Below are 12622 nucleotides of genomic sequence, written 5' to 3'. Positions count from 1 at the left end.
TATAAATTCTTGTGTAAACGGCTGTGAGATTTAGGATGCCTTTCGGGATATTTCCATTAATCGCAGAAAGAAGTATTCATCATCTGGATACCCATAACCCTTACGTCTCTCAGTCTTGATCTTATTGTTGATACCCTCAAGTTTGCCAGTTGATATCCCGTATTTGGCGAACGTGTAGATCCCTCTCAAATGGTTATTTAAGAGACGCGCAAACCAAATAAAGTGGCTATTCTCAGTTGCCTTGCAGATGTCTATGATCCCTTCAAGTCTAACGCACATTTCCACCTCGTCATGTGAGTTGTATGCCTGGTCTAGCAAGTCTTTGACGAGGTCTATTGTGAAGAAGAGCTTGTTTTCTTCCAACAGCTCGTCATACCATGCTTCATTACCGCCATAAGCCTTTATTTCTGGTGTATTGAATATTTCACCAGCAGTAGACACTAGCTTGCCTTGACGGGCATCCTCGTCCTTCTGAACTAATGTGGACCTCTTAGACATCAAGATGTAACGTGAGTTCTTAAGCAACTTAGCAGCCTCTGGAGAGCCTTCTTCAGCCAGCCGTCTTTGTTCATCCTTTCTGATCTCTGAAACCACTTTATCGTTGAAATTCTTGATAATGTGGAAGCGATCATAGACGATGTCTAGCTTGGGATAGCGCCCTTTAAAAGCTTCTTCGAAGTCTGAATTCATGTCGCAAGCCACCGCCTCAACTTTTGACATCCACTCATCGCCAACATGATCCATAAACTCGAAAACAACGGCTTTCTTCTTGCCATGGGCTAAGTAGAGAATATACCCTGTTTCCCAGTCTATGATTGCGGTGGCGTACTTATGGCCATCGTGGAGCTTAAACTCATCAATGGCTAAGTATTTTGCCTGCCTTTCAGGTTTTATGAGTGTCTTGCCATCAGTTGTAAATTTAGACAGTAGAAGAGACTTGTGAATTGACTTTACAGTCATCTTGTCCAAGCCAGTAAGCCAAGCCACTGCCTTTAGAGTAAGGCCATAGCTTAACAGTTTCTCAGTGTATTCTTTTAAAGGTTTGGTGATGCGATAACCATCAGCTTTAAAAGGGATAGACTGGCTTCTAGTGTTGAATTGGCAATCAATGTTAAGACAACGAAAACGTGCATAGGACACTCTGATATTGGTGTGTACTCCACCAATAGCGACGTGCTTAAGGGTAGATTCTAAAGACCCATTTTTAACTAGTTTTCTTGAGCAATTAGGACAGAAGGTATCACCACGCTCATCTAGCTTTCCTACAAAGGTTAATCCACCTTCATTTTGAATTGGCTCGCCAACTTGAATAAAGTCGGTAAGACCAGAATTAAAGGATAAGACACCTTTGTTAGGCATAACATCTTGAGTAGTAACTGACAGTTCTGTATAATTCATAGTAAGAAGGGCTCCCCATGTTTTTGTCGTTATTAACATTGTAAGGGACAACCCTTCTTTTTTTGTTATCTAATTTCTATTTACACAAGAATTTATACTGAACCATTTTTTCTGCAGATATCTCAGGACATATTTTAGTTGACTTGACTACAAGTACACCAAGCCTGGCAGAAAAAATTGCAAAAACAGCAAAAGAAAAAGGCGCAGATGCGTTAGATGCACCGGTATCCGGTGGTGACTTAGGAGCAAAGAATGGTACACTGACGATCATGGTCGGTGGAGAAGAAGCCGTTTATGATCAAGTACTGCCTTTATTCAAAGAATTTGGTACGACATTTACATTGCATGGTTCTGCTGGGAAAGGTCAGCATACAAAAATGGCTAATCAGATCATGATTGCAGGTACGATGACAGGAATGACGGAAATGCTTGTCTATGCACAAAAAAACGGACTTGATTTAAAGAAAGTGATTGAGACGCTTTCAGGTGGAAGTGCAGCTAACTGGTCTTTAAGCAATTATTCTCCTCGTATTTTAAAAGAAGATTACACACCTGGTTTTTTTGTCAAACATTTTATCAAAGATTTAAAGATTGCATTAGAAGAAGCAGAAAAAATGGACCTTGTATTGCCAGCAACTACCCAAGCATTGAAACTATATGAAGAGTTGGCAGATAAAGGTTTTGAGAATGACGGAACCCAAGCTTTGATCAAACTTTGGTGGCCTGAAGGAAAAATACCAGAAAAAAAATCATAAAAAACGAGTTTTTTTAGAGAAAATCAATGCAAGTAGGCTATGCTTTTGATACAATATAACAGAAATAAGAAAAGGAGGACCTCCGATGACACATTCACAATTAGTCGCAATCATAAAACGACTGGAGGCTATGGTCGAGTCAGCAGATAATGAACTGCAAGTTCGCCGTTTTGAAAAAGAAGGCGTAGAGAAGTGTACAGTAACTTATGATAAAGCGACCGATACATTTGAATTAACTGAAACAGATACTCATCAGCAATACGAATTTGATAATATCGATATCGTAGCGATGGAAATCTATGACTTAATCCAATAAATTTTAGGATAATTGACATTTGAAGTTGAAGATGCCTAAAAGAAGCCGAGAAGCAACTAATTTAGTTGCTTTTCAGCTTCTTTTTTGTTTAACAGTTCAATTTCAGACTGTTCTTTTTCTAATTTTTTGCGGTAACTGATCAAGATTTGTACAGGATCGATTTCTTCTTTTGACAATTGACGTTTCAAAGATAAATGAGCTTCTTTCTTTTCATAATAGAAGTCAGGAGAAACGTCAGCAGAGGCAATCATTGTTTCTGCAAGTTGACCATAACAAACGAGGTAGTGCTTTTTCTGACTCTCATCCGCTGCCAGTGGCATACTGAATGTGAGGGATGGTGTTCTTAAAAACTGCTTTTGTTCCTGGATCCGTCTAATAAAATAAGTAACTAATTCGATATCTTTTTGAAGCATACCGGCTTTTTCGAAATTCAACTGATAGATGAAATGTTGTTGTCTTTTTTTCAAGTAAGTCAGTAGCTTTTTATTTCGGCCTTGAAACAGCCCTTGGAGTTCCTTTTTTTTCTGTTCAAAAGTCATTTCCTGTAGGTCAGGAAGCTGGGCTCGCAAAGCTAACAAACTAATTTCAGACAACCAAGGCATTTGATAAGTTTCTTCCATTATACGCAAAATAGACGGCATTTTTTTATAGAGACGAAAAGGCCCGTATGTTCGAGCCGTAGGAGTATCTGTTAATACAAATCCCTTATTGGTAATATGTACATAATTATAATTACTGAAATAATTCATTTGTCGGTTATAAAAAGGACGGTAATGTTGGATCAATTGACACTCGAGCAATAAAGCATCTAATTCCGTGTCTACTACGACGAAATCAAAATCTGTTATATGATGAATCATACGTAATACTTTTTTTGAATGCTGTTTATTCTGATGAAAATAGCTGCTTACTCTATTTTTGAGCCGTTTTGCTTTACCAACATAGATGACCTTACCATCTCGGTCTTTCATAAGATAGACACCCGGCAGCATGGGGAGAGTTTTCATTTTTTCTTTTAACATAGGATCTCCTTTTACGCTTTGAATAAAAAGACTATAACAAATTTTGAAATAATGGACAAGTTTTAGGGAATTCTATAGTTCTGTTCACAGAAAATACTTTGATAATCAAAATATGTAAGATAGATGATTTTTCTAATAAAAGAAATTATAAATGCTGATTTATCAGTTGTTTTAAATGAGTAAAATCTTAAAAAAAGCTCATATAGTAAAAAAATGATCTTTTAAGGTTGCATTTTGAAAAAAGTTAAGATATAGTTTGAACATCAAAAGATTTGATAATCAAACTAATTAGTGGACGGTGGAACATGGAACCAGATTTAAAAACAGTAAATGATTATCTTGTTAGTGTCTTCAATGATATTTTGACAATCGAAGAGTCTGAGCTGAAAAAATCTCAATTCAAAGATCTGTCAATCACAGAGATGCACACGATCGAGGCAATCGGGATGTACAAGAAAAAAACAACTTCAGAAGTAGCCAAAGAACTATCAATTACTGTTGGGACCTTGACCACTGCTATTAACAAGTTAGTAAAAAAAGGCTATGTCGAACGTATCCGCAGTGAAGATGACCGCCGCGTTGTAAAGTTGGGACTAACGAAAAAAGGAAAGTTACTATTTCGGGTCCATCAGCATTTTCATCGTGAAATGGTCAAGAACATCTTAGACGGAATGGCTACGGAGGAACAGCATGCCTTGCTGGATGCACTGAAAAACTTGCACGACTTCTTGCAAGACTATAAGTGAGGATATTTAATGGAACAATTTGGAATGATTACTGCAACAGCCAGCGTCCTTCCTGAAAAGATTATTACTAATAATGATCTTTCCAAGATGATGGATACCTCTGATGAATGGATTTCGTCAAGGACGGGTATTCGTGAACGAAGATGTGTAACAAATCAGGAGACTTCTGATTTATGCATTTTAGTGGCGGAAAAATTGATAAAACAGAAAAATCTAAACCCTAAAGATTTGGATTTTATTTTAGTAGCAACAATGTCGCCCGATTACACGACACCATCTGTAGCAGCACAAGTACAAGGGAAATTGGGAGCAACTCATGCTATCGCTTTTGATATCAGTGCTGCGTGCTCAGGATTTGTTTATGCGTTAAGCATGGCTGAAAAAATGATCCGCTGCGGCTCAACTAAGGGACTGGTGATTGGTGGTGAAACACTATCTAAGCTAATCGATTGGTCTGATCGTACGACTGCTGTGTTGTTTGGCGATGGAGCAGGTGGGATTCTCTTAGAAGCGAATCCACAGAAAAAATTGCTGAAAGAAAAATTAGCAGCTGACGGTACCAGAAGTAGCTCATTGACCGCTGGCTACCAGCAAAATAAAAATCCGTTCTATTCAGAAGATTCAGAAGGTTCGTATTATTTGCAAATGACTGGCAGAGATATTTTTGATTTTGCCGTACGAGACGTTGCAAACAATATCCAAGAAGTCATGAAAGACAAACCAGTTGATTATCTGCTTTTGCATCAGGCAAACCTCAGAATTATTGAGAAAATTGCCCGAAAAGTAAAGATGCCGCAAGAAAAGTTCCTGACCAATATGGATAAATATGGGAATACATCTGCTGCAAGCATCCCTATCTTATTGGATGAAGCAGTTTCTAGTGGAAAGATCACCTTGGGAAAACAGCAGAAAGTAATATTTACAGGCTATGGCGGAGGTTTAACATGGGGAAGTATTCTCATGGAGTTGTAGACTGTTAAATTATAAAAATAAAAAGCAAACAATATCGGAGGAATATATTATTATGGTATTCGAAAAAATTCAAGAAATCATCGCAGAAGAATTAGGAAAAGAAACTGAAGAAATCAAATTGACTACTGACATCCAAGAAGACTTAGAAGCTGACAGCTTGGATTTATTCCAAATCATCAATGAAATTGAAGATGAATTTGACGTGAAAATCGAAACAGAAGACGGAATCAAAACGGTTCAAGATTTAGTGACTTACGTAGAAAAACAAACTGCATAATCATTAAAATTAGGTTGGGGGCTGGGACATTTCCTGAAATAGGAATGTCTCGGCCTTTTTGAATAGGAAGAATCAAACATATATTCTGGATATATTGGAGAAAAACATGAAAACAGCATTCTTATTTAGTGGCCAAGGTGCACAATATCAAGGTATGGGAAAAGATTTATATGAAGAAGCCGTTGTAAAGCAGACATTTGATGAAGCAAGTGAGATTCTCGGCTACGATATGGCTGAACTTTGCTTTACAGAAAATGAACGTTTGGATCAGACGCAATATACACAGCCAGCTATTCTAACAGTCAGCATCGCGTATTATCGCTTATTGAAGGAGCATGGAATCATCCCAGATGCAGCTTTAGGACTGAGTTTAGGAGAATATTCGGCATTAGTAGCTAGTAATGCGCTATCCTTCACTGAAGCAGTTGCGTTAGTAGCAAAAAGAGGCGCTTATATGACAGAAGCTGCCCCAGCTGGAAGCGGGAAAATGGTTGCAGTGATGAATGCGCCGATTGAAACGATCGAGGAAAGCTGTCATGAAGCTAGCAAGTACGGCATCGTATCTCCTGCAAATTATAATACACCTCAGCAGATCGTGATTGGTGGCGAAGAAAAAGCAGTAGACGAAGCTGTTTTACTATTAAAAGAAAAAGGGTTCAAAAGAATGATCCCTCTAAATGTCAGCGGGCCTTTTCATACAGCTATTTTAGAACCGGCAGCAAAAAAACTGGCGAAGGACCTAAGTCAGATTCAATTCTCTGAACCTTCTTTTCCTATCATAAGCAACACAACAACGGAAATAATGAAGAAAGAAACGATCGCGGGACTACTTGAACAGCAAGTCATGCAACCTGTTCGTTTCTATGAGAGTATCCATAAGTTAAAAACAATCGGCATCGAACAAGTCATCGAAGTCGGCCCCGGAAAAGTATTAAGCGGATTTATGAAAAAAATTGATAAAACAATACCAGTTCTGCGTGTTGAGAATAAGCAGACATTTGATGAAACAATAGCAATACTATAAGGAGGAACGTTATGGATGTAAAAGGAAAAAATGTATTTATCACAGGTAGTACAAGAGGAATCGGCAAAGCGATGGCCTTAGCTTTTGCAAAAGCTGGAGCAAATATTATTTTGAATGGTCGCGGAGAGATTCCAAAAGAAAAGATAGAAGAAATCGAAGCATTCGGTGTAAAATGCGTAGGAGTTTCCGGTGACATCTCTGATTATGAGAAAGCGGGACAAATGATCAAAGAAGCAGAAGAAAAGCTTGGATCGATCCATGTGTTAGTAAACAATGCCGGAATCACAAATGACAAACTTGTGATGCGAATGGATGCAGAAGATTTCAAAAAATGTCTTGATATCAATTTGATTGGAACCTTCAATATGACGCAGCACGTATTGAAAAAAATGATGAAGCAGCGAGAAGGGGCCATCATTAATCTCTCTAGTGTATCTGGGTTGATTGGAAATATTGGTCAAGCAAATTATGCAGCTAGTAAAGCTGGCGTAGTAGGATTAACAAAATCTGTGGCACGAGAAGCTGCAACTAGAGGCATTACATGTAATGCCATTGCGCCAGGATTCATCACAACTGATATGACGGAAGTTTTAGCAGACAAAGTCAAGGAACAAGCGGAAAAGCAAATTCCGATGCAGCGTTTCGGACAAGTAGAAGATATTGCACAAACAGCAGTTTTCTTAGCACAAAATCCATATATCACCGGACAAGTCATCAATGTCGATGGCGGATTGGTCATGCACGGATAAGAAAAGGAGAGCAAACAAATGAATCGAGTGGTAATTACTGGCTATGGAGTCACTTCACCTATTGGAAATGACGCAGACAGCTTTTTGAATAGCTTAAAAGAGGGGACGAATGGCATCGCACCGATCACTAAATTTGATGCTTCAGAAACAGGGATTACCTTAGCGGGTGAAGTCAAAGATTTCCCTTACGATAAATATTTTATTAAAAAAGATAGCAAACGAATGGATATGTTTTCGATCTATGGAATCTACGCTGCTTTAGAAGCAATGGAGATGAGCGGTTTAGATAAAGAAAAAATGAATCAAGACCGGTTTGGCGTCATCATCGGATCTGGGATCGGTGGTCTTCCAACAATCGAAAACCAAGTTATTCGTCTACATGAAAAAGGTGCAAAACGAGTTTCTCCAATGTTCGTACCAATGGCGATTGCCAACATGGCAGCTGGAAATATTGCTTTGCGCGTAGGTGCAAAAGGTATTTGTACAGCTATCGTAACAGCTTGTGCTAGCGGAACGAATTCAATTGGGGAAGCATTCCGTAACATCAAACATGGCTATTCTGATGTCATTCTTGCTGGAGGAACAGAGGCAACGATTTGTGAGATGGGGATTGCTGGATTTGCAGCTTTAACAGCACTCTCAGAATCAACTGATCCTAATCGTGGTTCGATTCCGTTTGACGAAAATCGGAATGGTTTTGTGATGGGTGAAGGAGCAGGCGTTCTAGTTCTTGAATCTTTAGAACATGCACAAGCTCGCGGTGCCAAAATCTATGGAGAAATCGTTGGATACGGTGCAAACTGTGACGCTTACCATATGACAGCTCCTACTCCAGATGGTTCTGGTGCATCTAAAGCAATGAAGCTTGCGATGGAAGAAGCTGGTGTACAGCCGGAACAAGTCGGATATATCAATGCTCACGGAACAAGTACACCAGCCAATGACCAGGCAGAAGCAAAAGCAATCCAAATCGCATTAGGTGAAAATTTCAGAGATACTTACGTCAGCAGCACGAAATCGATGACTGGACATTTATTGGGAGCAGCCGGCGGGATCGAAGCCTTGGCAACTTTGTTGGCATTAGAACATCAATTTATCCCACCTACGATCAATGTAGAAAAACAAGATCCTGAGATTGACTTGACAGTTGTCAAAAACGAAAGCAAACCTGCAAGTTTTACTTATGCAATGAGTAATTCATTAGGGTTTGGCGGACATAATGCGGTTCTGTGCATGAAACGCTGGGAGGAATAATTTTGGATATCAATGAAATCAGAGAATTAGTCAGTCAATTTGATCAATCCTCGCTAACGGAATTCGATTTGCGTGAAGGTCAATTTGAATTGTATATGAATAAAAATAAAACAAGTCGAGGCATGAATATGGTTCAAACAAACGAAACGTTGCCAGTTTCGGAGCCAGTCAATGTCATACCTGAACAAGCAACAACTGCTCCAGAAATAATGAAAGAAAAAGAATCGGCAGTATTTGATGGAATCGAGGTTGTTTCGCCAATCGTGGGAATCGTTTATCTGCAACCAGCGCCCGACAAACCAGCTTTCAAAAAAGTAGGTGATCAAGTTGTCAAAGGAGAAGTTATCTGCATTATTGAAGCGATGAAACTGATGAATGAGATAACTAGTGAGGCCGACGGAGTGATCACAGAAATCCTTGTAGAAAACGAGTCAGTTGTCGAATATGGACAGCCACTCTTTAGGATTAAGCAAAAATAAGCAAAGCAGGAAAGAGGGAAATCAATGAACATACAAGAAATAAAAGAAATCATTCCGCATCGTTATCCAATGCTTTTGATTGATCGAGTGGAAGAAATGGTTGAAGGAGAACGGATCGTTGCTAAGAAAAATGTAACGATCAATGAGCCCTTTTTTCAAGGACATTTTCCAGAAGAACCTGTTATGCCAGGGGTATTAATTGTTGAAGCGATGGCTCAAGCAGGAGCAGTTGCATTACTTTCTCTTGAACAATTCAAGGGAAAGACGGCTTATTTCGGCGGATTGGACAAAGCAAAATTCCGTAAGAAAGTTACACCGGGAGATACCTTATACCTTGAAGTTGAGATATTGAAAGTGAAAGCTTCAGCCGGAATAGGCAAAGGAATCGCTAAAGTAGACGGTAAAAAAGTAGCCGAAGCGGAATTAACCTTTATGATTGGATAGGTGAAATATGTTTTCTAAAGTATTGATAGCTAACCGCGGTGAAATCGCTGTACGTATCATTCGTGCATGCCGCGAACTAGGGATCCAAACCGTAGCGATATATTCAGAAGCAGATGCCGAAGCACTTCATACACAGTTAGCAGATGAAGCAATCTGCATTGGCCCGGCAAAAGCCGTTGATTCATATCTGAATGTTCAGGAAGTACTGAGCGCTGCAATCGTGACAAAAGCCGAAGCAATTCATCCAGGATTTGGTTTTTTATCTGAAAATAGTCGATTTGCCTCCATGTGTGAAGAGTGCAATATCACATTTATTGGTCCTAAAAGTGCAACGATCGATGCAATGGGAAATAAGATCAATGCGCGTCAATTGATGCAAGAAGCAAATGTCCCAGTCATTCCAGGAAGTACTGGTGTATTATCTACAGTAGAAGAAGCATTGGAAATAGCAGACAGAATTGGTTATCCAGTGATGCTGAAAGCAGCTGCAGGCGGTGGCGGGAAAGGCATTCGGAAAGTTCAATCAAAAGAAGAGCTCCCACAGCATTTTTCTTCAGCTCAGCAAGAAGCAGCAGCGGCATTTGGAAATGATGATATGTATTTGGAAAAAATCATTTATCCTGCTCGCCATATAGAAGTTCAGATCTTAGGTGATCGATTTGGTCATGTCATTCATTTAGGTGAGCGAGATTGTTCTTTGCAACGCAACAATCAAAAAGTACTGGAAGAATCTCCTTCTGTAGTGATCTCACAAACAAAAAGAGAAGCACTAGGAGACGCTGCTGTTCGAGCAGCTAAAGCAGTCAATTATGAAAATGCCGGAACGATCGAGTTTCTGATGGATGAAGAAGGCGATTTTTATTTCATGGAAATGAATACTCGAATCCAAGTGGAACATCCAGTAACAGAAATGGTCACAGGAATCGATTTAGTAAAAAAACAGGTGGAGATAGCAGCCGGTGAGCCTTTGAATGTGTGTCAAGAAGAAGTAGTATTCCAAGGACACGCAATCGAATGCCGGATTAATGCAGAAAATCCTGCTTTCCATTTTGCTCCTTCTCCAGGGAAGATCCAAAACTTACTGCTTCCAGCAGGTGGGATGGGACTGCGAGTAGACAGTGCAGTTTACCCGGGATATACGATCCCGCCATATTATGATTCAATGATTGCAAAAATAATCGTCCATGGAAATACGCGTTTTGAAGCATTAATGAAGATGCAGCGAGCCTTAAGTGAATTTATCACAGAAGGAATCATCACGAACGCAGAATTTCAGATGGATTTGATTAGTCATCCTGCAGTCATAGCAGGTGATTACAGCACAGCATTTTTACAAGAAGAATTTTTACCGAATTGGACACCAGAAACGGAGATAGGAGGCGCATAGATGGCTCTGTTTAAGAAAAAGAAATATATTCGGATCAATCCTAATAGAGAGAGCAAACCTGCTAACTCGCCATCTGTTCCTGATAACATGTGGGCAAAGTGTCCAAATTGCAAACATATCCTTTATACGAAAGACATCGGTGAAGAAAAAGTATGCCCTCATTGCGGATACGCTTTTCGAATCGGTGCATGGCAGCGTCTAGCTTTGATTATTGATGAAAAAAGTTTTGAAGAATGGGATACGGATCTTGTAACCAAAGATCCGCTAGCATTTCCCGAATATACGGAAAAAATTAAAAAAATGCAAGATAAAACAGGACTTCATGAAGCAGTCCTCACTGGTAAAGCAACCATTCAGGGGATTCCCTTCATTATTGGAGTGATGGATCCTAATTTTATCATGGGAAGTATGGGAACGATTGTCGGAGAAAAGATCACCAGATTATTCGAACGAGCAACAAAGGAAAGTCTTCCAGTCGTCTTGTTCACAGCTTCAGGTGGCGCACGGATGCAAGAAGGAATCTTTTCTCTAATGCAGATGGCAAAAATCTCTGCTGCTGTCAAACGGCATAGCAATGAAGGTCTTTTTTATCTAACTGTTTTAACGGACCCGACGACCGGAGGAGTAACTGCCAGTTTTGCAATGGAAGGCGATATCATTCTAGCAGAACCCCAAAGCTTGATCGGTTTTGCTGGAAGACGCGTCATCGAACAGACGATCAAGCAGGAACTTCCAGAAGATTTCCAAAAGGCTGAATTCTTATTATCTCATGGTTTTGTCGATCAGATTGTTCCCCGCATGGAATTGAAGCAGAAAATCCATACGCTTCTTGAATTGCATACACAGAAAGGATGGATAGATCGTGGATAAGACAGCACATGATGTCGTTCAGTTAGCAAGAGCTAAAGAACGATGGACAAGCTTGGATTTTTTTGAAGAGATCTTCGATTCTTTCGAGGAATGCCATGGTGATCGTTTATTTGCAGATGACGAAGCGATTGTTGGTGGAATCGCTCGATTAGATGGCAAACCGGTAACAGTGATCGGTATTCAAAAAGGACGGGATCTGCAGGAAAATATCCGCAGAAATTTTGGTTCTCCCCATCCTGAAGGCTATCGAAAAGCTTTACGACTGATGAAACAAGCGGAAAAGTTCAATAGACCGGTGATTACCTTGATCAATACAGCAGGTGCATATTGCGGTGTAGGAGCAGAAGAGCGCGGCGAAGGAGAGGCTATTGCCAGAAATCTGCTCGAAATGTCTGATTTAAAGGTACCGATCATCGCCATCATCATTGGTGAAGGTGGAAGTGGCGGTGCCCTTGCTCTAGGTTTAGCGGATGAAGTCTGGATGCTGGAAGAAACGATTTATGCTGTGCTTTCTCCAGAAGGATTTGCGTCGATTTTGTGGAAAGACGGTAGTCGCGCCGCAGAAGCAGCTGAGTTGATGAAAATTACTGCGCCAGAACTACGCGAGTTAGGAATCGTTGATCGAGTTATTCCTGAAACGTTCAACGGCGAGCAGTTGCCACGATATAAAGTCGCACACATTATGAAAAAAGCGTTGATTGAAAGATTGACGGAACTTGTTCGATTCGACCAGCATGAATTACTGGAAAAACGATACAAGAGGTTCCGCCAATATTAGGTGTTTAACAACTAAGCAAAGAGTAAAGAATGGTTCTTGCTCGCTTAGTTGTTTTTTGTTTCTAAATTTTTCTGTGATCAATCTTTATTTTTGGTCATTTTGTAAAGAAATGCTTTTTCTGAAAGACGAACGAGTATAGAGGTAGTTTTTT

General features: G+C 39.8%; 14 protein-coding genes and 1 pseudogene. 13 read left to right on the top strand and 2 right to left on the bottom strand.

From position 1 onward, the window contains the following. Positions 1 to 30 precede the first annotated feature (30 nt). Positions 31 to 1398 carry an ISL3 family transposase gene (locus tag IGL70_RS08785; protein WP_043921381.1) on the bottom strand — a complete coding sequence of 456 codons (1368 nt, stop codon included), beginning with the start codon at positions 1396 to 1398 and terminating at the stop codon, positions 31 to 33. Between the two features lie 104 nt (positions 1399 to 1502). Between IGL70_RS08785 and IGL70_RS08780 the strand changes: the two are divergent. Both IGL70_RS08780 and IGL70_RS08775 read left to right on the top strand, forming a co-directional pair. Further along, positions 1503 to 2153: pseudogene (locus IGL70_RS08780) on the top strand (NAD(P)-dependent oxidoreductase); the annotation flags it as partial. Positions 2154 to 2238: 85 nt separating this feature from the next. Next, positions 2239 to 2469: a YkuJ family protein gene (locus tag IGL70_RS08775; protein WP_002287607.1), complete on the top strand. Its 231-nt coding sequence runs from the start codon at positions 2239 to 2241 to the stop codon at positions 2467 to 2469. Positions 2470 to 2525: 56 nt separating this feature from the next. Here the strand turns inward: IGL70_RS08775 and IGL70_RS08770 are convergent, their stop codons facing one another. Beyond that, entirely contained in the window at positions 2526 to 3491 is a 966-nt protein-coding gene (locus IGL70_RS08770; protein ID WP_104857818.1) for a GIY-YIG nuclease family protein, read from the bottom strand. A gap of 305 nt (positions 3492 to 3796) precedes the next feature. Between IGL70_RS08770 and fabT the strand changes: the two genes are divergently transcribed. From fabT to IGL70_RS08715, 11 genes are all read left to right on the top strand, one after another. Beyond that, positions 3797 to 4237 carry a fatty acid biosynthesis transcriptional regulator FabT gene (fabT, locus tag IGL70_RS08765; protein WP_002287610.1) on the top strand — a complete coding sequence of 147 codons (441 nt, stop codon included), beginning with the start codon at positions 3797 to 3799 and terminating at the stop codon, positions 4235 to 4237. Between the two features lie 9 nt (positions 4238 to 4246). Further along, entirely contained in the window at positions 4247 to 5209 is a 963-nt protein-coding gene (locus IGL70_RS08760) for a beta-ketoacyl-ACP synthase III (RefSeq protein WP_002287612.1), read from the top strand. A 52-nt stretch (positions 5210 to 5261) separates the two neighbouring features. Next, positions 5262 to 5486, top strand: a complete 225-nt coding sequence (locus tag IGL70_RS08755) for an acyl carrier protein (RefSeq protein WP_002287614.1) — start codon at positions 5262 to 5264, stop codon at positions 5484 to 5486. Between the two features lie 106 nt (positions 5487 to 5592). Further along, on the top strand, positions 5593 to 6510 hold the full coding sequence (fabD, locus tag IGL70_RS08750) for an ACP S-malonyltransferase (RefSeq protein WP_002287616.1): 918 nt from the start codon (positions 5593 to 5595) through the stop codon (positions 6508 to 6510). Between the two features lie 11 nt (positions 6511 to 6521). Beyond that, positions 6522 to 7259 carry a 3-oxoacyl-[acyl-carrier-protein] reductase gene (gene fabG, locus IGL70_RS08745; protein ID WP_002287617.1) on the top strand — a complete coding sequence of 246 codons (738 nt, stop codon included), beginning with the start codon at positions 6522 to 6524 and terminating at the stop codon, positions 7257 to 7259. Positions 7260 to 7277: 18 nt separating this feature from the next. Beyond that, positions 7278 to 8513, top strand: coding sequence for a beta-ketoacyl-ACP synthase II (fabF, locus tag IGL70_RS08740; protein WP_002287619.1), 1236 nt, complete (start codon positions 7278 to 7280; stop codon positions 8511 to 8513). Between the two features lie 2 nt (positions 8514 to 8515). Next, a complete protein-coding gene (gene accB / locus IGL70_RS08735; protein WP_086300172.1) occupies positions 8516 to 8992 on the top strand; it encodes an acetyl-CoA carboxylase biotin carboxyl carrier protein in 477 nt (158 codons plus the stop codon). 24 nt (positions 8993 to 9016) lie between these two features. Next, on the top strand, positions 9017 to 9436 hold the full coding sequence (gene fabZ, locus IGL70_RS08730) for a 3-hydroxyacyl-ACP dehydratase FabZ (RefSeq protein WP_002287621.1): 420 nt from the start codon (positions 9017 to 9019) through the stop codon (positions 9434 to 9436). Between the two features lie 7 nt (positions 9437 to 9443). After that, positions 9444 to 10823 (top strand): acetyl-CoA carboxylase biotin carboxylase subunit, encoded by a 1380-nt coding sequence (locus tag IGL70_RS08725; RefSeq protein ID WP_002287622.1) that lies wholly within the window; start codon positions 9444 to 9446, stop codon positions 10821 to 10823. After that, positions 10824 to 11693 carry an acetyl-CoA carboxylase, carboxyltransferase subunit beta gene (gene accD, locus IGL70_RS08720; protein WP_002287623.1) on the top strand — a complete coding sequence of 290 codons (870 nt, stop codon included), beginning with the start codon at positions 10824 to 10826 and terminating at the stop codon, positions 11691 to 11693. Beyond that, on the top strand, positions 11686 to 12471 hold the full coding sequence (locus tag IGL70_RS08715; protein WP_002290847.1) for an acetyl-CoA carboxylase carboxyl transferase subunit alpha: 786 nt from the start codon (positions 11686 to 11688) through the stop codon (positions 12469 to 12471). The genes accD and IGL70_RS08715 overlap by 8 nt, the downstream gene beginning before the upstream one ends. The last annotated feature ends 151 nt before the right edge of the window (positions 12472 to 12622 follow it).

Origin of the sequence: Enterococcus sp. DIV0901a (assembly GCF_051711525.1) — a bacterium.
Lineage (GTDB): Bacteria > Bacillota > Bacilli > Lactobacillales > Enterococcaceae > Enterococcus_B > Enterococcus_B faecium.
Note: the sequence above shows the minus strand (reverse complement) of the source record. Positions and strands in the feature narration are given on the sequence as shown.